Genomic DNA, 24,340 nt, shown 5'->3' with positions numbered 1-24,340 from the left:
CTGCATCGGGCTGTCGAACCCGGTGCAGGTGGGGAGAGTTACCGGGCCGCTTTCCGCACGGGCAGATGGTCGATGGCCGCAACCTCATCGGTGACGATCCGAGACGCTCGAACGAGCACGGGCGGTCGCTCGATCACCCAGGGCGGCTTGCAGGCGACTCGTGAGGGCACGCAATGCCGCGGTCAGTTCAGGCGAATCATGGACGCGGAACGGCACTCCCAGGGACGTCAGTTGTCCGGCGAGCCAGGTGGGGTCGTCGTCTCGGGTGGCGGTGAGGCGGCAGGTGGTGTTGCTGTCGGCGCGAAGGGTGTTCGGTTCCTCGCCGAGCCGGCCTGCGATTCGGCCGCGTGGAGCTTCGATGGTGACATCCACCTGGTATTCGGGTGTGGCCCAGTCGGTTCGGCGGCCTGCGACGTAGTCGGCCGGGTCGGCGGCGGGGAGGTCGCGGGGGGCGATCCGGGCGCCGGTGGGGTGGGGGGTTTCGATGCGGTCGGCGCGGTAGCTGCGCCAGGCGTCGCGGTCGAGGTCGTAGGCGACGAGGTACCAGCGGCGGCCTGCGGCGGCGACGCCCGCGGGTTCGGTGTGGCGGCGGGATTCGGCGCCGGTGGCGTCGCGATAGGTGAAGCGGAGGCGTTCTCGGTTGGTGACGGCGGCGGCGAGGGTGGTGAGGACCTCCGGGTCCACGGCGGGGCCCTCGCCCGCTCGGACCGTGACCGCCGCGCCGACCACGCGCACTCGTCTGCGCAGTGTCGCGGGCAGGACTTGTTCGAGTTTGGTCAAGGCTCGCACCGACGCGTCCTCGATGCCCGCGACCGCCTGTCCCGCGGCGACTCTCAGCCCCACCGCGACGGCGACGGCCTCGTCCGCGTCGAGGATCAGCGGTGGGAGCGCCGAGCCCGCGGTGAGCCGGTAGCCGCCGGCCGCACCCATCGCGGCGACTACCGGATAGCCCAGGTCGCGCAGGCGGTCGATGTCGCGTCGCACGGTCCGATCGGTGACGCCGAGCCGGTCGGCCAGTTCGCTGCCCGGCCACTCCCGTGGCATCTGCAACAGGGAGAGCAGGCGGAGCAGGCGGGCGGCGGTGTCGGTCATGTTTTCCATTCTCGCGCACATCTAGGACCAGAACTGTCCTAGATGGTCGATAACGTCGACATCACACCGACGACGAGGAGTCCCGATGACCACCATCCGCCCGTTCCGCATCGACATCCCCCAGGCCGACATCGACGATCTGCACGACCGGCTGAGCGGGGCGCGCTGGGCGGCTCCGCTGCCGGGCGAGGGCTGGGAACGCGGCATCCCCACCGAGTACCTGCGCGAGCTCGCCACGTACTGGGCGAACGAATTCGATTGGCGGGCACAAGAAGCCGCGCTGAACGCGTTTCCCCAGTTCATCACCGAGATCGACGGCCTCGACGTCCATTTCGTGCACGTGCGCTCCCCCGAGCCCGACGCGGTGCCGCTGCTGCTGACCCACGGCTGGCCCAACTCGTTCGTCGAGTTCACCCGCACCGTCGGCCCGCTCACCGATCCGCGCGCTCACGGTCTCGATCCCGCACTCGCCTTCGACGTGGTGATCCCGTCCGTCCCCGGCTTCGCCTTCTCGGCGGCGCCGCGCGAACCCGGCATGACCACCGCACGGGTCGCCGCGATGTGGGCCACCCTGATGGACCGCCTCGGCTATGACCGCTACGGCACGCAGGGCGGTGACCTCGGCGCCTACGTCGCGCCGGAGATGGCGCTCGCCGCTCCGGAACATGTGATCGGCGTGCATCTCGACGGCGGGATCGGCATGCCGACCGAGGCCGACGTGCCCGCGATGTCGGCCGAGGATCGTGCGCAGTGGGCGCAGATGCAGCAGTGGATGACCGGCGGCGTCGACCACCACGCCCTGTTGCGGGCGGCCCCGCAAACGTTCGCCCTCGGCTGGAACGATTCGCCGGTCGCACTGCTGGCGTGGATGATGCAGAAGTTCCAGGAGTTCGCCTATATGGCCGACCGCGCCGAAGACGTGATCGAGCGCGACCACCTGCTGACCAATATCGCCCTGTACTGGTTCACCCAGACCACCGGCACCTCGTCGTGGCCGATGTACGACGGGCTGCGCACCGGCGGCGGGTTCGGCTGGCCCACCGACCAGAACCTGGTGCCGACCGGCGTCTACGGTGGCGGTTCACCGCTCATGCGCACACTCGCCGATCGCGGCAACAAGATCACCCATTGGCCGTCGGGAAATCCGGGCAACCATTTCGTCGCGATGGAAGAACCCACCGCGCACGTCGCCGACATCCGGACCTTCTTCGCCGGGCTGCGCTGACGGGGTTCGGCTCTAGCGTTGACTCGCGTCCGGTACCCGCGGCGGACACGGCGCACCGGGCGCGGTCACCAGCTCGAAATGCCACCACTCGTTGTCGAAGGTCCGGCACAGTCCCCACCGGTTGCCGTTGTCCTCGAGCCACTGTGCCCCCACCTGCGGGCCCACATCGACGGCACGGCCGGAGACATGGGTGGACTCCTCCGGCGGCAGCACCCAGCGTCGCGCTTCCTCGGGGCTGCCGTAGGTGGCCAGGCCGTCCTGCCAGAGCCACAGCTGCTGCTCGTAGGTGCGATGACCGGAGGTGATCGACAGCGGCACGTCCTCGGCGTGCGCCTGCTGTTCGGCGAGGGTGTAGGCGGCGGCGAGCGGCGGGTCGAGGCCTTCGGTGCCCGCTGCCGATTGGAACTGCTCGCGCGGCTCGGGTTGGGCGTCGGCGGCGCCGATGCCGACGGCGGTGACGGCCGCGGCGGCCGTCACGGTCACCAGGATCCGGTCGGCCACGCGGCCGAGCACAGTATTCATAGGCGGATTCTATCGACCCGGCCGGTCGTCGAGACCACGGCGCCACTGCTCGATCGCCCGGCCGATCTCGGTCTGCGGGGGTTCGTCGTAGAGCCATTCGCGGGCGAGCTGATGCCAGTTGGCGGTAACGCGCAGCTGACCGAGGGTGGCGAAGGTGAACAGGTCGGCGCGGCGGGAGAACACGTGCTCGGGCGGCAGCAGCTGTTTGTGCATGCCCTGGAAGTCCGACGCTCTCGGGTCGACGGCGAGAAGTAGTGCGCCGGTGGCCAGTTCGGGGGTGATCGTGACTTCCTCGTCGAGCAGGTGCCAGCCGGTGGCGGCCCAGACGTAGGCCAGACTCTCCTCCACGGTGACCTCGGAATCGGGGTCGATGATCCCCCGGCCCAGCCACGCGGCGAACAGATCCTCACCGCGGCCCTCCGCGGCGGCCCGCAGGACCGAGCGCTCGAACTCGACGTGCTCCGGATCCATCTCCTTGTAGAGGCCGAAATCGACGAAGGCGAGTTTGCCGTCGGCGGCCAGCAGCACATTGCCGGGATGCGGATCGCCACAGAACTCGTTGTCGGCGAACAGACCGGCGATGTAGAAGCGGTAGATCAGCTCGCCGAGCCGGTCCCGCTCGGCGGCAGGCAGTGTCTGGATGTGCGAAAACGGATGCCCTTCGACGAATTCGGTGACCAGCACATTGTGCGTGCAGAATTCCTCGATGCTGTCGGGCACGGTGATGAAGGGATGGCCACGATAGCGCCGTGCGACCCGATGCTGGGTCTGAGCCTCGCGTTCGTAGTCGAGTTCGCTGCGCAGATTGCTGGCGACCTCCTCCAGCACACCGGTGTCGGCCATGCTCGGCAGCACTGTTCTGGCCATTTTGCCGAGGAACTCGAGATTGCTGATGTCGGCGTGGACGGCGCGCTCCACCCCGGGATACTTCACCTTGACCGCCACGACGCGTCCGTCGTGCAGTCGCGCCCGGTGTACCTGCCCGATCGACGCCGCCGCGATCGATGTCTCACCGAACTCGGCGAACGTCTGGGCCAAGGGGCCGAGGTCGTCCTCGATCACCTGCCGCATCGTCGCGAACGGCATCGCGGGCGCCCGGTCCTGCAGGGCCGCGAGCTGGGCGCGGAACTGCTCGCGATGGGCTTCGGGAACGAAGTCGAGATCGAGCACCGAGCCCATCTGCCCGAGCTTCATCGCCGAGCCCTTCATGCTCCCCAGCACCGCGACGATCTGCTGCGCCTTCATCATCGCCGACCGCTCCGCCAGCACCTCACGGGCCTCGTCGGTGCGCCCGATCATCGACAGCCGGCGCCCGACCTCGCGCACCGCCTGCCCGGCGGCGAACTGCCCCAGCTTCGCGCTCCGCGTCGCCCGCCCCCGGGGAACTCCACCGCTCGCCAATCCGCACCCCTGTCAGGCCTGTACACCGTATGTCGTGCGTCACATTACACCGGGGTGGCGGACGTCGCCGGACCCACGGAACAGACGAAAACCCCGGCGCTCACCGCAGTGGGCACCGGGGTATCGACGACCGGATGGCTACACGCGTTCCTTGGAACGGGTGCGCACGCGCAGGGCGATCGGCTTGGAGGTCTCGGCGAAGAAGTCGTTGCCCTTGTCGTCGACGACGATGAACGCGGGGAAGTCCTCGACGTCGATCTTCCAGACCGCTTCCATGCCGAGTTCGGCGTATTCCAGGACCTCGACGTTCTTGATGCAGTCCAGGGCGAGACGGGCGGCCGGACCGCCGATGGAGCCGAGGTAGAAGCCGCCGTGTTCGTTGCAGGCCTTGGTGACCTGGGCCGAGCGGTTGCCCTTGGCGAGCATCACCATCGAGCCGCCCGCGGCCTGGAACTGGTCGACGTAGGAGTCCATGCGACCCGCGGTCGTGGGGCCGAAGGAGCCCGACGCGTAACCCTCGGGAGTCTTGGCCGGACCGGCGTAGTAGACGGCCATGTCGCGCAGGTACTGCGGCATGGGTTCGCCCGCGTCGAGCCGTTCCTTGATCTTGGCGTGCGCGATGTCACGGGCCACGACCAAGGGGCCGGTCAGCGAAAGACGGGTCTTGACCGGGTATTTCGACAACTCGGCGCGGATCTCGTCCATCGGGCGGTTCAGGTCGATCTGCACCACGTCGCCGCCGAGGATGTCGGCGGTCTGCTCCGGAAGGTACTGGGCCGGTTCGGTTTCCAGCTGCTCCAGGAAGATGCCGTCCTTGGTGATCTTCGCCAGCGCCTGGCGGTCGGCCGAGCAGGAGACGGCGATCGCGACGGGGCAGGAGGCGCCGTGGCGGGGCAGTCGGACCACGCGCACGTCGTGGCAGAAGTACTTGCCGCCGAACTGCGCGCCGATGCCGAACTCACGGGTGAGCTGGAAGACCTCCTCCTCGAGCTCGACGTCGCGGAACGCGTGACCGGTGATCGAGCCCTCGGTGGGCAGGTTGTCCAGGTAGTGCGCGGAGGCGTATTTCGCTGTCTTCAAGGCGAATTCGGCGCTGGTGCCACCGATGACCACCGCGAGGTGGTACGGCGGGCAGGCCGCGGTGCCGAGCGAGCGGATCTTCTCGTCGAGGAACTCGAGCATGCGCTCGGGGTTCAGGACGGCCTTGGTCTCCTGGTACAGGAACGACTTGTTGGCCGAACCGCCGCCCTTGGCCATGAACAGGAACTTGTACACCGGGTTGTCGGCGTCGCCCTCGGTCGAGTACAGCTCGATCTGGGCAGGCAGGTTGGTGCCGGTGTTCTTCTCGTCCCACATGGTGATCGGGGCGAGCTGGGAGTAGCGCAGGTTCAGCTTGGTGTAGGCGTCGAAGATGCCGCGGCTGAGCCATTCGGCGTCGTCGGCACCGGTGAGCACGCCCTCGCTCTTCTTGCCCATCACGATCGCGGTGCCGGTGTCCTGACACATCGGCAGCACGCCGCCGGCGGAGATGTTGAGGTTCTTGAGCAGGTCGAGCGCGACGAAGCGGTCGTTGCCCGAGGACTCGGGGTCGTCGATGATCTTGCGCAGCTGCCGCAGGTGCGCGGGGCGCAGGTAGTGGCTGATGTCGTGGATCGCCGTCTCGGTCAGCAGCCGCAGCGCCTCGGGCTCGACCTGCAAGAAGGTGCGCCCGTTGTGCTCGAAGGTGCTGACCCCCTCGCTGGTGAGCAGGCGGTAGGGCGTCTCGTCGGCGCCGATGGGCAGCAGATCGGAATAGCGGAACTCCGGCGCGGTCACGGATCGCACTCCTTCGGGCAGGGCGGGCACCGCAACACTGCGGAGCACCAGGCATGGCTGGTCACAAAGCAATCCGCAGCCTATCGACCACCCACACCCGCACGACGGTTAGGCAACCCTATGTGAGGTTCCTGACCTACCCTAACTAATATCGAGGTTGCACGTTCAACCCAAACGGTGCTACCCATTCTCCGGGCGGTGGCGGGAGTGCACCGTTCAATCCGAAGCCTGCACCTTCAGAATCTGGAGCTCGATCGTGACCGATCCACAGTGGCTCGATGATGTCGAAATGCGTGCCTGGCTGGGCTATGTCCGAACCCGCGACCTGATCGCCGCGGCGATCGGGCGCGACGCCGGCCGGGCAGCCAACCTGAGCTATGTCGAGTATTCCGTGCTGGTCTACCTAGCCGACGCGCCAGGTCAGCGACTCACCTTCGCCGACCTGGCCTGCGCGCTCGAATGGTCGCAGAGCCGGCTCTCGCATCAGATCACCCGCATGCAGAAGCGCGGTCTGGTCTCCCGCGAGACGATGCCGCACGACCAGCGCCGGACCGTGGCCAAGCTGACCCCCACCGGCGGGCAACTGCTCACCACGGCCGCGCCCGCCCATGTGCGCAGTGTGCGCAAGCATATGATCGATGTCCTCGATCGCGACCAGCTCGCGACCCTCGCGGAGATCTACGACGTGCTCGTCGATCACCACCGCGGCGCGAAGTCGGCCGAACCGGTCGGCCGGCTACAGACCGCCGCGCCCGGCGAGGACTAGGACCCGCCGCTGCCGCCCCCGCCGGAGGAGTCGGGGCGGGCCTTGCCCAACCCGCCGCGCGCGATGCTGCCACCCTTGGTGGGTGCGCCGCGATCGAAGACCTCGCCGCTGGTCGGGCGCAGGAAACTGCCCGCCGCCAGCGCGACAGCGACGCCGATCGCCGGGTAGACGAACGTATCGGTGTGCTGATACCAGAAGCGCGAGTACGTGGTATCGCTGGTGTCGCACTGGTCGTCGGCCACGCGGACGTTGGTCGTCTTGTCCACGCAGACACCGACCGACGCCGGTGTGGCGGCGGTCGAGGTCGTGGTGGTCACCCGCGATGTCGTTGTCGGCGGCGGCTTCGAGGTGGTCGTGAGGGTGGTCGACGCCGCACGCGGTGCCGGTTTCGGGGTGGCGGTGCCACATCCGGCCGAGACCAGCGCCACCGCCACCACGGCGGGCAGCGTGTAGGACACGCTGCGCGACATCATGATTCGCCTGCGCGAACCCTCGATTTCCGAAACCACACTCACGAAATTCCCCCTCGGGCGGTGTTGACCAACCGCCGATACTATCCAGCAGCGGCGCCGCTCACGACAGTTCCGTTGGTAGCGAAATCCCCTTCGCCGGAATCCTTTCGACCCGAAACAACGCCCAACGCGCGTTCGAAACCGGCGGGAACGATGATGTCGTCGCGGGTCAGGTCGGTGATCGAGGTCTTGCGCAGACCCAGCAGCGCCGAATCGATACCGCCACGCAGGATGTCGAGTACGTTCTCGACACCGGCCTGGCCGTTGGCCGCCAGACCCCACAGGGAGGCGCGCCCGATCAGCACCGCGCGCGCACCGAGCGCCACGGCCTTGACGACATCGCTGCCACGGCGGATACCGCCGTCGAGGAGCACCTCGATCTGGTCGCCGACCGCGTCGGCGAGCACCGGCAGGGCGCGGATGGCGGCGGGGGTGCCGTCGAGGTTGTTGCCGCCGTGGTTGGACACCGAGATGCCCGCGACGCCCGCGTCGACGGCGCGCAGGGCGTCGTCGACCCGCATCACGCCCTTGAGCAGCACCGGGCCGTCCCACTGCGCGCAGATCCAGGCGACATCGTCCCAATCGGGTGCCGGGGTCTGCATCCATTCGCCGTAGGCGCCGAAGAACCCAGGGGCCGCGCCGCCGCCGACTGCCATATTGGGCGCGGTGAGGTCGGGGATGCTGCCCGAGCGCAGGTAGGTCGCGAGCCAGCGGGGGCGCGCGAGGGTCTGCGGCGCGAATTTCATCATCGTGCGCAGGTTCAGCGACTCCGGGATCACCGGGCTGCCCCAGTCCCGACCGTGCGAGAACGACCAGTCCAGGGTGAGGATCAGGCCCACGGCACCGGCCTTCTTCGCCCTGGCCATCCGCTCGAGGATCTGATCCTTGTTGCCACACCAGTACAGCTGGAACAGGGTCGCCGGGTTGGCGGCGACAACGTCCTCGACGGGCTTGCTCGCGAAGGAACTGAGCCCCATGGCGATTCCGCGGGCCGCCGCGGCGCGGGCGACCGCGACCTCACCGTCGGGGTGCACCGCCTGCACGCCGGTCGGCGAGATCAGCACCGGCATCGACACCTGCTGACCGAGCACTGTGGTCGATTGGTCACGGTCGCCGATCGGGCCCGCGCAGTGCGGGGCGAAACCGAGTTCGGTGAACGCGGTCTGGTTGTCTTCGATGGTCTGTCCGCGTTCCGATCCGGCGATCAGCGCGCCGTACACCGACTTCGGCAGGCGCTTGCGGGCGCGCCGCTGCGCCTCGGCAACGGTCTCGAACCAGGGATTCATCGGGGTCCTTCCTCATGATCCTGCGGCCACCATCGGCGCAGGTCTTCCAGCAGTGCGGTAGTGGCGATCGTCAGCAGGCCGGCGCCTTCTTCGGCGCTCGATCCGGTGGGGTCGCCGAGGATTCCGTTGGGGCTGGCTGCCCGCACCCCGCCTGCGCGCAGCAGCGGCAGCAGTTCGGCCAGCGGGCGGCGGTCCCCCGGTTCGGCCAGTTCGGTGCGCACCCGGTCGGGGCGCAGCGCGAGCTGGATCGAGGTCTCGGTGCGCCCGGCGTGCGGGTCGCCGCCGTAGCCGGGCGAGAACAGCCGCACGTCACGCGACTCCGACCGCAGCAGCGCGACGGCTCGGCGCAGCGCTTCCACGTTTCCGCCGTGCCCGTTGACCAGCACGATCCGCGAAAACGTGTCCGTGGCGGAGCGGCACAGTTCGACGACGAGCAGTTCCAGCGCCGCCTGTCCGATCGACAAGGTGCCCGCGAACCCCGCGTGCTCGCCGCTGGCCCCGTAGGCCACGGCAGGCGCGATCAGCAGATCGGTTCGCTCGGCCGCGGCCCGCCGGCTCACCGCCGACGCGATATCGCTGTCGGTCGACAGCGGCAGATGCGGGCCGTGCTGCTCGGTCGCGCCGAGCGGGATGACCAGGATCACTCCCTCGGCGGCGCGCACACCTGCCTCGGGCGATGTGAGGTGCGCCACGAACATGGCGCCCACATTAACGTCAGTCACTGACATAATCAAGAGCGCGTGCAGGTCGAAAGCTCGCCGAGTCCCTATCCTGTATCCATGTCCGCCCCGCCGCCGCGCGCACCGATGTCGATTCCGAAACAGTCGGGGCACCGCGGGCGTCCGCCACGCACCACGCGCCGCGAGCTCGAGGTGATCGCGATGAAGCTGTTCGCCGAACACGGGTTCGACGACGTCACCGTCGAACGCATCGCCGCCGAGGCCGGGGTGAGCGAACGCACGTTCTTCCGCTACTTCCCCACCAAGGCCGAGGTGCTGTGGCACCAGTTCGACAACGAGGTCGACGACCTGCGCGCCGCGTTCGCCGCCGTCCCCGGCGACGAGCCGATGATGGCCGCGGTGCGCCGCATCGTGGTGGCGGCCAACAGATATCGCCCCGAGGACATCCCCGAACTGCGCACCAGAATGCGGCTCGTCTCCGGAGTTCCCGCCCTCTCGGCAGGCGCGGGGGCACACTACGACGCGTGGGAACACGCCGTCGGCGAGTTCGCCGCGAGCCGTCTCGGCGCGGGCGCGGGCGACCTGATTCCGCTCGCCATCGGGCGCACCACCCTGGCCGCCGCGCGGGCGGCCTTCGATGCCTGGCTAGAGCGCGGCGACACCGATCTCACCGTCTATCTCGACCGGGCACTGCGCGCGCTGGAACGCGGGTTCGCCCCGGATTAGCCGGGCGCGCCACGTTTGGGCAGCACCACAGAGGGGGTATGAGTAGGCTCAGGCCCAACGCGCACTGTGCGCACCGAGAACGTCCGTCGTCGAAAGGGGCAGGGGTTTCCATGTCCGAGGTGTCCACGAGTCTTTCGGCGGATTCGCTGCCGGCGCAACCGCTCGACAACCTGCTGCCACAGCTGGTCGAGCACCTGCGGCAGAACCGCACCGGGCTGCGGGAAGAGTGGGCACGGCGCATCACCGAAGCCGAACTGCTGACCGCGATGACCCCGGAGGAGATCTTCTCCGAGGCCACGTCGATGTACGACAACTACGTCGAGGTGCTCGTCACCGGTAGCGTCGAGGCACTGCAGGCCTACGCCCGCGACCTGTCCGAGCGCATCATTCCGCGAGGCGTCGAGACCGACGAGGTCATCGGCATCGTGCTGCTGCTGCGCGACGTCCTGGCACGCAGCCTCTTCGAGAAGTACCAGTCCAACTTCGAGCTGCTCAATCGCGTGCTCGACGCCTACGAACCGGCCGCCAACCGCATCGCCAACACCGTGGCCGTGTCGTTCGTGCAGGAGCGCGAGCGCGTCATCAGCCGCCAGCAAGAGGCCATCCGCGAGCTGTCCACCCCGGTTCTGCAGGTTCGCGAGCAGCTGCTCATCCTGCCGATCATCGGCGTGCTCGACTCCCAGCGCGCCCGCCAGCTCACCGAGCAGCTGCTGCGCGCCATCCGCGCCAATCGCGCCAAGGTGGTCGTCATCGACATCACCGGTGTGCCCGCGATCGACTCCGTGGTGGCCAACCACCTCGTGCAGACCGTCGACGCCTCGGGCCTGATGGGCGCGAGCGTGATCATCACCGGCCTGTCCTCGGAGATCGCGCTGACCCTGGTGACCATCGGCCTCGATCTGTCCAAGATGAACGCGGTCGGCGACCTCCAGGGCGGTATCGAAGAGGCCGAGCGTCTCCTCGGATACGAGGTCTCCCGAGTGACCGAGCGCTTGAGCGAGCGGGACGGGCGCTGACCAAGCCACCATGCCGGTACCTATTCTCAAGCAGGGCACGTACCTGATCGCCTCGGTACAGTCGGCCCTGACCGACGCCGACACCGAGCGGCTACAGGACGACCTGATGAAGCAGGTCAGTCGCTATCGCGCGACCGGCATCATCGTCGATGTCACCGCCATCGACGTGATGGACTCCTTCGCCGCGCGCTCGTTGCGCACCATCGCGCACATGACCCAGTTGCGCGGCGCGGAAACCGTCATCGTCGGACTGCAACCCGAAGTCGCCTTCGCCATGGTGCAACTGGGCCTTACCTTCGAAGACATGCACACCGCGCTGGATCTCGAGGAAGGCCTCTCCTGGCTGAATCGGCACCCGCGGCGACGAGACGGTCGCGACAGTGGCCGCTGAGCAGGTGGCGATCGCGGTCAAGGTGTCCGAGGACATCGTCACCGCCCGGCAGGCCGGGAGCGAGTTGGCCGGTGACCTCGGGTTCACCCTCACCGACCGCACGATGATCTCCACCGCCATCTCCGAAATCGCCCGCAACATCACCAGTTACGCGGGAAGCGGCGAGATCAGGCTGCTCATCGACTTGCGCGAGGGTCGCCGCGCGCTCGTCATCCAAGCCGAGGACCAGGGTCCCGGCATCCGCGACATTCCCCGCGCGCTGGAGGACGGCTATTCCACCGGCCGCGGACTCGGACTCGGACTGCCCGGCGCGCGCAGGCTGATGGACCGCCTCACCATCGATTCCGCCCCGGGCCGCGGGACGTTGATCGAGATGTGGAAGTGGGTACCCGACGTTGCATGAGGACGGGATCATCGGGCGCATGGAGTGGTCGACGGCCGGTCGGGCGCTGCCCGGCCAGGACGTCTCCGGTGACCGCGCGCTCGTGCTCGACACCGGCGCCGGTGTGCTGTTCGCGGTGCTCGACGGGCTCGGTCACGGTGCGCCCGCGGCCGAGGCCGCCGATCGCGCGACGGTCATCCTCACCGAGAACTGTGGCGAACCGCTGGATGTGCTGATGGTGCTCTGTCATCGCGCGATGGTCGAAACTCGCGGCGCCGCAGTGTCTTTGGCGTTGATCGAGCCGGGCGAGACGCTGCAGTGGCTCGGCGTGGGCAATGTCGATTCGCGACTGCTCACCCTCGGCCCGGCCGGTCCGGAGCTGCGGGCCACGATGCTGCTCACCGGCGGCATCGTCGGGTACCGGCTGCCCTCGCACCTGCAGCCGCAGACGCTGCCGATCCGCCCCGGCGATCTGCTGCTGATGGCGACCGACGGGATCGTCGCGGTCGGCCCGGAATCGCTGGACCTGGCCAAACCGGCCACTGCCATCGCGGGCGATCTGCTCGCCCGCGACGCGAAGGACACCGATGACGCGCTGGTGCTCGCGGCGCGTTTCCGTGGGCCGTGCCCGTGAGGCCCCGAGACCGCGGTCTGTTCGCACCGACCCGGCCGATGAGAGGTTGCCGATGAGCGCTGTCCTGGTCGCATTTCTCGACGACTATTCGGCGGCCATGCGCCGCCACGTCGCCGCACCAGGCCAGGCCGGCCTCTCGGAGGGTTACGACCTCGGCAGGCGGGCCCTCGTGGAGGGCATCAGCCTGCTCGATCTCACCGAGCATCACTTCCGGGCGGTCGCCGAGGACGCAGGCACGCAGGCCGATCCGCGCCGCGCCGAAGTGGCACTGGAATTCCTGCTGCAGACCATGGCGGCCCTCGATATCGCCACTCGCGGCTATCTCGACGGCACTCGCCGCTACGAGCAACAGCGTTCCCGCGCGGAGGATCTCGAAGGCCGCGACGCGTTTCGCACCGCGCTCGTCGAATCGTTGCAGGACGGGTTCTTCGTCGCCGACGACCACGGCACCATCGTCGAGGTGAACTCCGCGTTCGGGGTACTCACCGGCTACGGCGCCACCGAGGTGCCGTTCCCGCTACCGCACCCCTGGGCACTGAGCGATCGCACCGGCTACCCCCAGATCGGCACGGAGGCAGCGCGATTCGTCATGCCGGTGCGGCATCGCGACGGCCGGGAACGCTGGCTGGCGGTGAGCGCGAGTTCGCTGGTGAAGCAGGAGAACGACGAGCGGATCTTCGTCGGCACCGTGCGCGATGTGACCGCCGAACACGACGCACAGGCCCGCGACCAGGCCGCCTCGCGTCTGGCCACCGCCGTCGGGGCCGCGACGAGCATGGTGGAGGTCCTCGCGGTCGGACTCGACGAGCTGCGCCGGACCATGGGCGCCGAGACCGCGCTGGTCGCGATCTGGCCGAGCCGGACCGGGCGCCCCGATGTCTACTCCTGCGGCGTGACGCCGTCGGGCAGCGAAGAAGCGGAGCCCGCTCCCGAAACCATCGCCACCGCATCACAATTCACCGCGACGCCGATGCGGCAGAGTGGCCCGCGCGCGGACGGCCCCGTTGTCCTCGACGACGACACCCAGGCGCTGCTCGATCGCTCGCGCAGGCAATCCGCCCGTGGCCTGTCGGCCATCACCGGTGACGAGGGCGGGGTCGACGCGGTCGTCGCACCGCTCGGCGAGACCGGTGACGCGGCACTGTGGGTGCGCTTCGGCGCGCCGCGCGCGGTGAGCGCCGCCGACTGGGCCCTGTATTCATTGCTCGTCGGCCATCTCAGCGTCGCACTGCAGCGCGCCCGCAACTTCGATCAGGCGCGCGCCACCTCGCTCACCCTGCAGCGGGCGATGCTCGGACCGATCGAACTGCCGCCCCGTTTCTCGGTGCACTACGAACCCGCCCTGCCACCGCTGGAGATCGGCGGCGACTGGTACGACGTGGTGCCGTTGCGTGACGGCACCATCGGCGTCGTCGTGGGCGACTGCGTCGGCCGTGGCCTGTCGGCCGCGGTGGTGATGGGCCAATTGCGTACCGCGGCAAGAGCTCTGCTGCTGCGCGGCGCCGGACCGGCACAGCTGCTCGCCGAACTCGACGCCGTGGCGTCCCGGATCCCGGGCGCCATGTGTACGACGGTGTGCGCGGCGGTGCTCGACCCGGAGCGCGGGATGGTGCGGTACTCGAACGCGGGCCACATGCCGCCGGTCCTCGCGCCTCCCGGTGGGCCGGGCCGGATCCTCGAGGGTGGACGCGCGGTTCCCCTGGCGACCTTCGACACCCCGCGCAGGCCCGAGGCCACGACCGCGCTCCCGCCGGGCGCGACCCTGGTGCTGTTCACCGACGGCCTGGTCGAGCAGCGTGGGTACGACATCGCCGAGGGCTTCGTCAAGATCGCCGAAGTGCTCAGCGAAACCGGCGCCGCACTCCCCCGCGACGTCGCCGACGCCGTGCTGTCGCGGCTGTGCCCGCCCGCGGGCTACGACGACGACGTCGCCATGGTCGTCTACCGTCAGCCCCCGGAGCCGCTGAGCCTCGATTTTCCCGCCGCCGCCACCGAATTGGCCGGCGTGCGCCGCGGCCTCTACCGCTGGTTCGCCACCGCCGCGGTCCCGCACGACCTGGCCGCCGACCTCGTCGCGGCCGCCAACGAGGCCTGCAGCAACAGCGTCGAACACGCCTACCGCGACTCCGAACCGGGCCGCGTGAGCCTGACGGCCCGCTGCGACGGTGACCGGGTGGTCCTCGAGATCGCCGACAACGGCAACTGGATTCCCACTCCCACCGATCCCGGCTATCGCGGTCGCGGCGTCGAGATGATGCGGGTGCTCACCGAGGACCTCACCTTCGACCACGACGAGAGCGGCACCCGGGTGCGCATGTGGGTGACCCTGCCCTCGATCACCTTCCCCACCGCGAACCCGCTGCGCGCCTCCTCCCGACCGCCGGCGGTCAGCTCCCGGCAGAACTCGTTCTGACCGGGGTGGTCTCGTAGGCCGCCACGTCGAAGCTCTTCAGCAGCCGGTGGAATCGGAAGCTGAAGTCCGGCCACAGCGTGGCGTTGTGGCCGTCCTCGTCGACGAACCAGCTGGTGCAGTCGCCGGCGTTCCACACGGTGCCGTCGAATTTCTTCTGCAGGTCCCGGTTGTAGCCGGCCTGCGCGTCCGCCTTGACCTCGATCGTGCGCAGCCCATCGGCCGCCATCGTGGTGATCGCGTCGCTGATGTAGTTGATCTGGGATTCGATGGTGAAGATCGCCGAGGTGTAGCTCAGCGCGGAGTTCGGGCCGATCATCAGGAACATGTTGGGGAAGTTCGCGATGGTCGTACCCTTGTACCCGCTCATCCCCTCGGCACCGAAAACCTCGGACAGCGTGCGGCCGTCGCGCCCGCTGATCAGGTCGTAGGTCGGCGAGTCCGCGATCCGGAAGCCCGTCGCCAGCACGATGGCGTCGACTTCACGCTCGGTGCCGTCGTTCGCGACGATCGACTGCTCGCGGATCTCGGCGATGCCGTCGGCGACGACCTCGACATTGTCGCGGGCCAGTGCGGGGTAGTACACGTTCGAGACCAGCATTCGCTTGCACCCGAGGCGGTAGCCGGGCGTGACGGTGCGACGCAGCTCCCGGTCCCGGATCACCCACCACATCTTCAATCGCGCACCGCGCGAGAAGAAGTCGGCGAACGGTGGGTACTTGGACTGCCAGAGCACGAACGACTCACGCACCCAGTACACGCCGATCCGCGCCAACCGCTGCGCACCCGGAACACGCCGGTAGTAGAGGCGTTCAAGCCACGAGTACTTGCGTCCCATGCGCGGCAACACCCACGGTGCGCTGCGTTGATACAGGTCGAGCTTCGCGACCTCGCCCGCGATGGACGGCACGATCTGGATCGCGGACGCACCGGTGCCGACCACCGCGACGCGCTTGCCCGCGAGCTCGAACTCGTGATCCCAGCGCGCGGAGTGGAACATCGCCCCCCGAAAGGTGGTGATGCCCTTGATGTCGGGCAGCTTCGGCGCACTCAGCGGGCCGGCCGCCGACACCATGATGTCGGCGGTGTAGGAGCCGTCGCTGGTCTGGATCTCCCAGCGCGCGGTGTCGTTGTTCCAGCGCGCGCCGATGACCTCGCAGCCCAGCACGATCGAGTCGCGCACCCCGTGCCGGTCGACCACGTCCTGGACATACCGCTGGATCTGCGGCTGTGTCGAGAACGAATGCGTCCAGTGCGGATTGCGGGCGAACGAGTACGAATACAGCTGCGACGGCACATCGCACCCGGCGCCGGGATAGGTGTTGTCGCGCCACGTACCGCCGATGTCGCTCGCCCGCTCGAGGACGACGAAGTCGGTGATCCCCAACTGGCGCAGCCGAACAGCCACACCCAGCCCGGCGAAGCCGGCGCCGATGATCGCGACGCGGGTGTGACGCGTCGACGGTGCGGTCATCGTGTCTTCGTCGTGGTGTCGTAGGCGTCGATGTCGAAAGTGCGCACCATTCGCCGATATTTGAAGCTGAAGTCCGGCCACAGCGCCGAGTTGTTGCCGTGCTTGTCGAGGAACCAGCTGGTGCAGCCACCGTTGACCCACACGGTGCGGGCCATCTTCGGCTGCAACTGCTCGTTGTATTCGATCTGCGCGTCCAGACGGACCTCGAACGATTGCAGGTTGCGCTGCTCCATCGTGGTGATCGCGTCGACGATGTAGTTGATCTGGGATTCGATGATGTAGATCAGCGAGGTGTAGTTCAGCCCGGAGTTGGCGCCGAGCATGAAGAAGATGTTCGGGAAATTGGCGACCGTGGTGCCCTTGTACATCTGGTAGCCCTCGGCATCGGCTGCCTCGGACACGGTCCGGCCGTCGCGACCGGTGTACAGGTTGAAGGTCGGCGAATCGGCGACGTGGAAGCCGGTGGCCAGCACGATCGCGTCCACCTCCCGCTCCGTGCCGTCCTCGGAGACGATCGAACCGCTGCGGACCTCGGCGATGCCGTCGGTGACGACGTCGACGTTGTCACGATCGAGCGCACCGTAGAACTTGTTCGACACGAGCATGCGCTTGCAGCCGATCCGGTGCTGGGGCAGCACTTTTCGGCGCAGCTCCGGGTCACGGATCTCGAAGCGCATCTTGAATCGCCCGACCGTCTCGAGCACGATGCCGGTCCACGGATACTTCACCTGCGTGATCACGAACAGCTCGCGCGTGATGTAGATCAGCGCCCGGATGAACCGTTGCAGGCCCGGAACACGTTTGAAGGCAAAGCGTTCCAGTCCCAGGTACGGCCGCGAGATCTGCGGCATCACCCAGGTGGCGGTGCGCTGGTACACGTCGAGGTGCTCCACCTCGGGCGCGATCGACGGAACGATCTGCACCGCCGAGGAACCGGTGCCGATGACGGCGACCTTCTTGCCGGCCAGGGTGGCGTCGTGGTTCCACCGCGCGGAGTGGAAGATCTCGCCCTCGAAGCTCGAGATGCCCTTGATATCGGGCAGATTCGGCTCGGCGAGCACACCCGCCGCCGAGACGATGAAATCGGCGGTGAAGGTGCCCTTGCTGGTCTCGATGTCCCACCGGCCGTCGGCGTCGTTCCAGCGGGCGCCGGTCAGCGCGCAGTCGAAGATGTGCTTGTCGCGAACGCCGTAGCGTTCGGACACGGTGCGCAGGTACTGCTCGATCTCGGGCTGGGGCGAGAACGAGCGGGACCAGTCGGGATTGAGCGCGAACGAATACGAGTACAGGTGTGAGGGCACATCGCAGCCCGCACCGGGATAGGTGTTGTCGCGCCAGGTTCCGCCGACATCGGGGCCGCGTTCGATGACCACGAAATCGGACAGGCCACGCTGGCTGAGCCGGATCGCGGTACCCAGGCCGGAGAGCCCGCTGCCCACGATCATGACCTGGACGTGGCGGGTGTCGTTACTGCTCATGGGGCGACCTCAGCGGGATTCGTAGATGCGTTTGTGACCGGAGACGGCGGCCAGCCGGAACGGGCGCCGCGTTTCCTCGGCCATGGCGTGGTACGCGCCGTCACTGGGCGAAGTGGCCTCGTGCAGTGCCCGGTAGTGCTCGTAGCCGAGCAGCTCACGCGAGCTGATCGCGGCGAGATTCGCCTCGGTCCGCAGGTGCTCGCGGTAGCCGGGCGTCACGGTGCCGCTGAAGAATTCGGCGACGCTGCCCGATCCGTAGCTGATCATGGCCAGGGCCTTGTCGGTGAGGTCGTCCGCGTGATCGAGCAGCGAGGCCAGGCCGAGGTACAGCGAGGCGGTGTAGCTGTTGCCGACCGTGCGGTTGTAGGTCGTCGTCGTACCGATGGCGGCCTCGATCGCGTCGGCGTCGGCGGTGTGGCCCTGGCTTTCGAGCAGATGCCGGTGCGCCTTGTAGGCCATCTTGGTGAAGGGCTGGTGGTAGCAGAACGCGGCGAACTCACCGAGCTCACGACCGCCCTGACGGCGGTAGTCCGACCAGGCCTCCTGGGCGGCCTTCTGGTAGGCGTTGACCGAGGTCTTGCCGTCCACGATGGCCTCGGTCCGGTAATTCGGACGCCAGAAGTCCATGATGTCGGCGCTGTAGAGGCCCGAAATCGGGTCCAGCGCCAGGATCGCCGGATCCGCGGTGACCAGCATCGCGACAGCGGCGGCGCCCTGGGTCGGCTCACCCGGGGTGTCGAGTTCGTACTTCGCGATGTCGGCGGCGATGACCAGCACCCGCTGCGACGGGTCGCGAGCGATCAGCCCCGCGGCGAACTGCAGCCCGGCGGTGCCGCCGTAGCAGGCCTGCTTGAGCTCGACGACGCGGGCGGCGTTGGGCAGCCCGATCAGCGAGTGCAGGTACAGCGCAGCGGCTTTCGACTGGTCGACACCGGTCTCGGTGGCCAGCAGCACGGTGCGGATGTTGTCGGTGCCGTGCCGTTCCAGGATCGGCTTGGCGGCGGCCGCGGCGATGGTGACGATGTCCTCGTCGGCGGCGGCGACGCTCATCTTCTCCTGGCCGATGCCGAGGTAGAACTTGTCGCGATCCACGCCGAGTCGCTCGGCGAGGACAGCGTGATCGAGAGCGTAGTGGGTGGTGGCGAACGAGAGGTCGTGGATACCGACCGGTGTAGTTGTCATCGTGGGCTTCCGTTGCTCGTGGTGGACCGCTCGAATTGGGTATGGGCACGCATCAATTCACCGCGGTTGGTCTGTGCCGCCATCAGCGACAGCTCCCCGCACAACACGGTGGCCGCCCCGATCACCGCGAGGCGTCGGGCGTTCTCGCCGGGCTGCCGGTCTTCGCGGCAGCCGAGGCGTTCCAGGTTCTCGTCGACGAAACTCGCGTGCTTGCCGTTGCCGACCGTGCCCACGATCAGGTTGGGCAGGGTGCACGAGAAGTAGAGGTCGCCGTCACGATCCTCGGCATGGGTGATGCCCTGGGATCCTTCGACGATATTGGCGGCGTCCTGGCCGGTCGCCAGGTAGTACGCGAGCAGCATGTTGGCGTAATGCGCGTTGGCGGAACGGATTCCACCCGCCAGCAGGGTGCCGATCAGGTTCTTGCGGATATTGAGCTGGGTCACCTGCGCCGCGGTGGTGTGCAGGCGCTGCTCGACCACCTCGCGCGGGATGAGCAGTTCGGTGATCACGTTCTTGCCGCGACCGAGAATGCCGTTGACCGCGGTGGCCTTCTTGTCGGTGCAGTAGTTGCCCGAGATCGAGCCGTAGCGCACCCCGGGCATGGTCGACAGGATGTGATCCATCAGGTGGTCACTGGCCAGGGTCGCCATGTTGTGGCCCGACGCGTCACCGGTGGTGAACTCGAAGCGCAGGAACAGCAGGTTGCCGGTGATCTGGTGGTGCAGGTCGATGAGCCGGGCGAAACGACTGCTGCCGGCGACCACCTCCTGGAGCTCGGCCATGCGGCCTTCCAACTGCCCGACCGTGGTGTAGGCGGTGTACGCGTCGTCGGCTTCCAGCAGGATCGAGCGCGTCATCCGCTCGTCGATCAGCGTCGCGACGATGCCCTTCTCGGCCAGGGTGCTGATGCGCGCGCCGCGTCCGACCGAGGGCCACAGCGGGGTTTCGTAGGTGGCGAGGGGAACGTCGACGGCGTCGTCGACGACATTTCCGGTAATGCGGACAGGCCCCACCCACTGCAGCGGCACCGCCGCGTACGACATGTCATTCATGGGTGACTCCTTCTCGATTTTCGGATTCACGCCACCAGGGGCTCCGGTGGGCAAGTGCTGCGGCGTCGATGCCGCGAAGCAGGCAGAAGTTCGCGACATCGCCGGTGACGAGCAGGTCGGCGCCGACCAGATCGGCGGGGGTGCGGGCGCCGAGGACGGTGAGGATGGTGCGCAACTGGTCGAGCCAGGTCCCGATCTTGTCGACCAGGGCGGCGGTGTCGTGGCTGACCAGAGTTTCCAGGAACGCGCCCGCGACCCCGGTCGCGTCGGCGCCCAGCGCGAGCGCGCGCGCGATGTCCAGTGGCGAGCGGATGCCACCGGTGGCGGCGATGTCGATGCCGGGGATGCCGGCGCAGTCGAGCAGGCAGTTCGGGGTGGACTGGCCCCAGCTCTCGATGAACCCGAAGTCACCGCCCACGCGCCGATCGTTCTCGATGCGAGCGAAGTTGGTGCCGCCGCGGCCGCCCACATCGGCCACGGACACACCCGCGTCGCGCAACCAGGTGACGGTCTGCCTGCTCAGGCCGAACCCGACTTCCTTGACGAAGACCGGCACCGCGGTATCGGCGACGATGCGTTCGATCTGGCGCGGCCACGCCCCGAACGAGCGGTCGCCCTCGGGCATGACCACTTCCTGCACGGCGTTGAGATGGATCTGCAACGCATCGGCCTCGAGCAGATCGATGGCGCTGCGCACCTGGTCGACGGTCGCGTTCGCGTTGACGTTGGCCATCACGAATCCGTGCGGGTTCTCTTGGCGCAGCACGCGATAGGTGCCCGCGACCGACGGATCACGGAAGTAGGCACTCATCGAGCCCGAGGCGATGGGGATGCCGGTCTCGCGCGCGGCGATGGCGAGCTGGCGGTTGATCTCGCCGGTCTTGGTGCTGCCGCCGGTCATCGCGTTCACGAACAGCGGTGTGTTCCACTGCTTTCCCGCGACTTCGACGGCCAGGGAGACATCCTCGGCATCGATGCCGGCGAGGGCGTGGTGGACGAAGGTGACGGAGTCGAAGTCACTGACTCCGGTGGCCTGGCGGTGGTGGTTCACCGCGTGGCGAACGTGGTCGTCCTTGCGATCGGCGATCATCGTGGGTCCCCTTCGACAAGGTGGGTGCGCAGGGGCAGCGGGCGGATTCCGGCGGTGATCCAGCGCCCGGTGAGCTCGGCGATCGCCGCGGGGCGGGTGCGTTCGATGAGCGCGATACCGCAGTCACCACCACCGGCGCCCGAGGGCTTCGCCGCCGCACCCACCGCGGCGCCCGCGTCGCACAGTGCGTGCAGACGCGGTGTCATGATGCCCAGGCCCGACGTCGCGTCGAGATCGACGAGCAGTGTTCGCGCGCTGTCGATTTCGACTCGCACGGCGCGGGAGTCATCGGCTTCGATGGCGGCGACCAGCCGTTCGACACACTCGTTGCTGTGCGCCCGGAAGGTGCTGCGGTCGCCGTCGAGGCCGGCGACCAGCGCCGGTGTGGAGGCCGGGTTCCCGGTCCAGCCGACCTGCAGGGTGAGCTCGGTCGGGGTGGGCAGCGGGCGCACCGACAGGCCCGGCCACGGGGAACGCAGGGTCGCGTCGACGCCGTCGCGGGCGAGCGAGGCCGCCACCTGCGCGCGGTCCGGGGATCGATAGGCGAGCCAGCCGCCCCAGGTGCTCACGGCGACATCGCCGCCCGAAGCGCGCGGATTGACCGCGATCGTGGCGAGCATGGCCAGCCGGTACCGGTCCATGGGATCGAGCCCGAGGGCGAAGTGCTGCCCGAGGGCGGCGACGGTGGCCACCGTGACGGCCGCGCTGGACCCCAAGCCGAACTTGCGACCATCGGCGTCGCCGAGGTCGGCGGTGACGCTCAGCCGGAAGTCGGAGACGGGGACGCCCCGTTCCAGGAGCAGCCGGTGAACCAGCGAAACGGCCGCGAAGACATAGGAAAATGCCGCTGGTACACCAGCATCGGAGATCGGTGCCAAATCGTCACCGTGACGCCCACACGACAGCGTGACACCGCCGTCCAGATCCGAGTGCAAGGTGATGCCGTCGCCGGGATCCGCCGCCGTGACCGTGGCGGTCGCGTAGCGGTCGACCGCCGTGAGCACCGCGAGGTGTCCCGGCTCGACCACGGCGTATTCACCGGCGATGAAGAGCTTGCCCGGTGCGCGACAACTGGTCATCGATCGCCACCCGCCGCCGGTGCACCGGCCGTGGTCAGCGACGCACCGGGACCGATGTGCGCGATCCGGGTGGTGACGAAGTCGCCGAGTCCGTTCAGGGTGGCATCGACCAGTGGCGCGTCCGCACGCGAGCACAACACTTTGACGTTCGGACCCGCGTCGATCGTGGCATAGGCCATGATCCCGTTGGCGCGCAGCGCGAGGACCGCGTCGAGGATGGCGATCGAATGCGGTGACAGGTACCGGATTCCGGGTCGAGCGGTGAGCATGGTGGCGTGCATGCCGAGGGCGTTGCGCTCGGCGATCTCCCCGATCGCGGGAAGGTCCTGTCGTGCAATGGCTTTGCGCATCTCCACCAGATCGAGCACCGACGAATCGGCCCACGGCCGATAGAACGGCGAGGTGGCGGTGGTCGCGCGCATGGCGACCCGGCTCGAGACGGCCTTCGCGCCCTGGTTCACCACGGCGACCACCAGAGCCGGATCCAGCTCGTCGCCGCCGATCGGCTCCGCGAACGAACTCAGGTCCCCCGCTTCGCCTTCGCCGTCACCGGCGTGCCAGACGACGAATCCACCGAAGATGGAGCGCGAGGCGGAGCCGGAGCCGCGCCGGGCCAGTCGCGACAGGGCGCGACCGTCGAGGTCGAGCTCATAGGCGGCCGCCGCAGCGGTGGCCAGGGCCGCGAAGCCGCTCGCCGAGGAGGCCAGACCGGCGCCGGTGGGCCCGGCGTTGGACGTCACCACCATCGCACGGTCGGCACGACCGGCCTTGGCGCGCACCAGATCCAGGAACGTCTCGATGCGGGTACGCGCGGCTCCGGTGGCCGCGACACCGTTGAACTCGACGACATCGGCCGGTCCCTCGATCACCCGCACCGATGTGGTGGTCGGGAAGATGTCGAGGGTCATCGACAGGCTGCCCGTGACGGGCAGGAACAGGGCTTCGTCCCGCTTGCCCCAGTACTTCACCAGGGCGATGTTCGGGTACGCGACCGACTCGGCGGACGGCCCGGTCACGGCGCCGCGCTCGGCGACCGCGGGTGATGCGGGAGTGAAAGTCATGGATTGACACCGTGTTCCGAGGTCGAGACGGATAGGGACTCCGCGCCTGAACGCAGGCTGCGGGTGGGGACCGTCCAGGTCTGTACCGCGCCTGCGCGGCGCAACGCGGCGCTGACCGTGCGCGCGTCACCGGTCTCGGTGAGCGCGAGGACGCAGCCGCCGAGACCGGCGCCGGTGAGCTTGGCGCCGTACGCGCCCGCCTCCAGCGCCGCGGCGACCAGTGTGTCGATATGCGGGGTGCTCACGCCGAGTTCGGCGAGCAGGTCCTGGAAGTCGAGCATCGCCCGGCCCAGCGACGCGGCGTCGCCCGCCGAGAGATCGGCCGCGGCGCCGCCGATCAGCTCGCCCGCCCTGGTCAGCACGCGGCGCGCGGACCGCGGGTCCCGGTCGAGCGTGCGGCGCACCCCGGCGACCGCGTGCTGGGTGGACCCGGGCACCCCGGTATCGGCGATCACCAGCGCGGCGTCGAGACCGATATCGAGTGCGGTGGCGGTACCCTCGCGGAACAGGATCGGGCCGTCGGCCAGCACCGCGCTCGCATCGATGCCGCTGGCTCTGCCGTGCGCGACCTGTTCACCGCACTGCACGAGTTCGTAGAGCGTGGCGGCGTCGACGGTTCGGCCGTGCAGGTCGGCGACGGCACGCACGGCCGCGCCGGCGCACGCCGCGCTCGAGCCGAGCCCGCGAGCGAGCGGAATGTCGCACTCCATCACCACATCGGTGATATGGCCGGTCAGGCCCCAGCGCCGCAACGCCTCCTCGACCGCTACGCGCGGTCCGGACAACGTGTTCTCCGCGGCATTCGGGTTGCCCGCGACGAACCCGAAGTGTCCTTCGGGAACCTCGACGACGCCGCCGGGGGTGCCGGGACGCGCGACCGCCCGCACCGACAGGGTGGGCAACGGAAACGCGATGGCGGGCGTCCCGTGCACCACGGTGTGCTCACCCAGCAGGATCGCCTTGGCGTGGGCTCGGCCCACGCCACGGACCGGGCCGGTCGCTGTGGAGCTGTGTTCAGTACGTTCTCGAACGGGACTGTTCACGACGATTCCTCTCCAGACTC

General features: G+C 68.6%; 23 protein-coding genes. 8 read left to right on the top strand and 15 right to left on the bottom strand.

Translation table 11 applies throughout. From position 1 onward, the window contains the following. Nucleotides 1-84: 84 nt before the first annotated feature. Nucleotides 85-1,092 (bottom strand): helix-turn-helix transcriptional regulator, encoded by a 1,008-nt coding sequence (locus ACFVVI_RS04810; RefSeq protein ID WP_378988210.1) that lies wholly within the window; start codon nt 1,090-1,092, stop codon nt 85-87. Nucleotides 1,093-1,177: 85 nt separating this feature from the next. On the opposite strand from ACFVVI_RS04810, the gene ACFVVI_RS04805 reads away from it, so the two are divergent. After that, nucleotides 1,178-2,317, top strand: a complete 1,140-nt coding sequence (locus ACFVVI_RS04805; protein ID WP_387443243.1) for an epoxide hydrolase family protein — start codon at nt 1,178-1,180, stop codon at nt 2,315-2,317. Nucleotides 2,318-2,329: 12 nt separating this feature from the next. Here ACFVVI_RS04805 and ACFVVI_RS04800 read toward each other — a convergent pair whose 3' ends face one another. From ACFVVI_RS04800 to ACFVVI_RS04790, 3 genes are all read right to left on the bottom strand, one after another. Continuing rightward, the gene (locus ACFVVI_RS04800; RefSeq protein WP_387443241.1) at nt 2,330-2,839 is read right to left on the bottom strand and encodes a M15 family metallopeptidase; all 510 of its coding nucleotides are present in this window, start codon (nt 2,837-2,839) and stop codon (nt 2,330-2,332) included. Between the two features lie 9 nt (nt 2,840-2,848). Further along, nucleotides 2,849-4,240: an ABC1 kinase family protein gene (locus ACFVVI_RS04795; RefSeq protein WP_378988219.1), complete on the bottom strand. Its 1,392-nt coding sequence runs from the start codon at nt 4,238-4,240 to the stop codon at nt 2,849-2,851. A gap of 138 nt (nt 4,241-4,378) precedes the next feature. Further along, entirely contained in the window at nt 4,379-6,055 is a 1,677-nt protein-coding gene (locus ACFVVI_RS04790) for a fumarate hydratase (protein WP_378988222.1), read from the bottom strand. Between the two features lie 256 nt (nt 6,056-6,311). Between ACFVVI_RS04790 and ACFVVI_RS04785 the strand changes: the two genes are divergently transcribed. Further along, a complete protein-coding gene (locus ACFVVI_RS04785; protein ID WP_378988225.1) occupies nt 6,312-6,821 on the top strand; it encodes a MarR family winged helix-turn-helix transcriptional regulator in 510 nt (169 codons plus the stop codon). Here ACFVVI_RS04785 and ACFVVI_RS04780 read toward each other — a convergent pair. The 3 genes from ACFVVI_RS04780 to mftE are packed head-to-tail and all read right to left on the bottom strand — an operon-like array spanning nt 6,818 to nt 9,341. Beyond that, complete coding sequence (locus tag ACFVVI_RS04780; protein WP_387443236.1) at nt 6,818-7,336, bottom strand: hypothetical protein; 519 nt, start codon at nt 7,334-7,336, stop codon at nt 6,818-6,820. The genes ACFVVI_RS04785 and ACFVVI_RS04780 overlap by 4 nt on opposite strands. A 38-nt stretch (nt 7,337-7,374) precedes the next feature. Next, nucleotides 7,375-8,619: a pre-mycofactocin synthase MftD gene (gene mftD / locus ACFVVI_RS04775; RefSeq protein WP_378988231.1), complete on the bottom strand. Its 1,245-nt coding sequence runs from the start codon at nt 8,617-8,619 to the stop codon at nt 7,375-7,377. Beyond that, nucleotides 8,616-9,341, bottom strand: coding sequence for a mycofactocin biosynthesis peptidyl-dipeptidase MftE (gene mftE, locus ACFVVI_RS04770; RefSeq protein WP_387443232.1), 726 nt, complete (start codon nt 9,339-9,341; stop codon nt 8,616-8,618). The genes mftD and mftE overlap by 4 nt, the downstream gene beginning before the upstream one ends. 57 nt (nt 9,342-9,398) lie before the next feature. On the opposite strand from mftE, the gene mftR reads away from it, so the two are divergent. The 6 genes from mftR (at nt 9,399) to ACFVVI_RS04740 (ending at nt 14,861) form a co-directional block, all read left to right on the top strand. Further along, nucleotides 9,399-10,025, top strand: a complete 627-nt coding sequence (gene mftR, locus ACFVVI_RS04765) for a mycofactocin system transcriptional regulator (RefSeq protein ID WP_378988234.1) — start codon at nt 9,399-9,401, stop codon at nt 10,023-10,025. Nucleotides 10,026-10,135: 110 nt separating this feature from the next. Continuing rightward, entirely contained in the window at nt 10,136-11,041 is a 906-nt protein-coding gene (locus tag ACFVVI_RS04760; RefSeq protein WP_056809988.1) for an STAS domain-containing protein, read from the top strand. A gap of 10 nt (nt 11,042-11,051) precedes the next feature. Beyond that, nucleotides 11,052-11,432 (top strand): STAS domain-containing protein, encoded by a 381-nt coding sequence (locus ACFVVI_RS04755; RefSeq protein WP_056809990.1) that lies wholly within the window; start codon nt 11,052-11,054, stop codon nt 11,430-11,432. After that, entirely contained in the window at nt 11,422-11,835 is a 414-nt protein-coding gene (locus ACFVVI_RS04750; protein WP_056809992.1) for an ATP-binding protein, read from the top strand. Before ACFVVI_RS04755 ends, ACFVVI_RS04750 begins: the two co-directional genes overlap by 11 nt. 19 nt (nt 11,836-11,854) lie before the next feature. Beyond that, a complete protein-coding gene (locus ACFVVI_RS04745; RefSeq protein WP_170112222.1) occupies nt 11,855-12,448 on the top strand; it encodes a SpoIIE family protein phosphatase in 594 nt (197 codons plus the stop codon). 52 nt (nt 12,449-12,500) lie between these two features. Continuing rightward, nucleotides 12,501-14,861: a SpoIIE family protein phosphatase gene (locus ACFVVI_RS04740; RefSeq protein WP_378988237.1), complete on the top strand. Its 2,361-nt coding sequence runs from the start codon at nt 12,501-12,503 to the stop codon at nt 14,859-14,861. Here the strand turns inward: ACFVVI_RS04740 and ACFVVI_RS04735 are convergent. From ACFVVI_RS04735 to mvk, 8 genes are read right to left on the bottom strand one after another with little or no spacing between them, the layout of a single operon-like run. Continuing rightward, nucleotides 14,836-16,332, bottom strand: coding sequence for a flavin-containing monooxygenase (locus tag ACFVVI_RS04735; RefSeq protein ID WP_387443227.1), 1,497 nt, complete (start codon nt 16,330-16,332; stop codon nt 14,836-14,838). The two genes, ACFVVI_RS04740 and ACFVVI_RS04735, sit on opposite strands and share 26 nt — an antisense overlap. Beyond that, entirely contained in the window at nt 16,329-17,810 is a 1,482-nt protein-coding gene (locus ACFVVI_RS04730; RefSeq protein WP_387443225.1) for a flavin-containing monooxygenase, read from the bottom strand. Before ACFVVI_RS04730 ends, ACFVVI_RS04735 begins: the two co-directional genes overlap by 4 nt. A 9-nt stretch (nt 17,811-17,819) precedes the next feature. After that, nucleotides 17,820-18,992 carry a hydroxymethylglutaryl-CoA synthase gene (locus ACFVVI_RS04725; protein WP_378988243.1) on the bottom strand — a complete coding sequence of 391 codons (1,173 nt, stop codon included), beginning with the start codon at nt 18,990-18,992 and terminating at the stop codon, nt 17,820-17,822. Continuing rightward, nucleotides 18,989-20,047, bottom strand: coding sequence for a hydroxymethylglutaryl-CoA reductase (locus tag ACFVVI_RS04720; protein WP_378988246.1), 1,059 nt, complete (start codon nt 20,045-20,047; stop codon nt 18,989-18,991). Before ACFVVI_RS04720 ends, ACFVVI_RS04725 begins: the two co-directional genes overlap by 4 nt. Further along, on the bottom strand, nt 20,040-21,137 hold the full coding sequence (fni, locus tag ACFVVI_RS04715; protein WP_378988249.1) for a type 2 isopentenyl-diphosphate Delta-isomerase: 1,098 nt from the start codon (nt 21,135-21,137) through the stop codon (nt 20,040-20,042). The genes ACFVVI_RS04720 and fni overlap by 8 nt, the downstream gene beginning before the upstream one ends. Then, complete coding sequence (locus ACFVVI_RS04710) at nt 21,134-22,216, bottom strand: phosphomevalonate kinase (RefSeq protein WP_387443221.1); 1,083 nt, start codon at nt 22,214-22,216, stop codon at nt 21,134-21,136. Before ACFVVI_RS04710 ends, fni begins: the two co-directional genes overlap by 4 nt. After that, nucleotides 22,213-23,277: a diphosphomevalonate decarboxylase gene (gene mvaD / locus ACFVVI_RS04705; RefSeq protein ID WP_387443219.1), complete on the bottom strand. Its 1,065-nt coding sequence runs from the start codon at nt 23,275-23,277 to the stop codon at nt 22,213-22,215. The genes ACFVVI_RS04710 and mvaD overlap by 4 nt, the downstream gene beginning before the upstream one ends. After that, entirely contained in the window at nt 23,274-24,320 is a 1,047-nt protein-coding gene (mvk, locus tag ACFVVI_RS04700) for a mevalonate kinase (RefSeq protein ID WP_387443217.1), read from the bottom strand. The genes mvaD and mvk overlap by 4 nt, the downstream gene beginning before the upstream one ends. Nucleotides 24,321-24,340 lie beyond the last annotated feature (20 nt).

Source organism: Nocardia sp. NPDC058114 (genome assembly GCF_042884695.1).
In the GTDB taxonomy this organism is placed as follows: domain Bacteria; phylum Actinomycetota; class Actinomycetes; order Mycobacteriales; family Mycobacteriaceae; genus Nocardia.
This window is presented reverse-complemented; position numbering and strand designations above follow the sequence as displayed.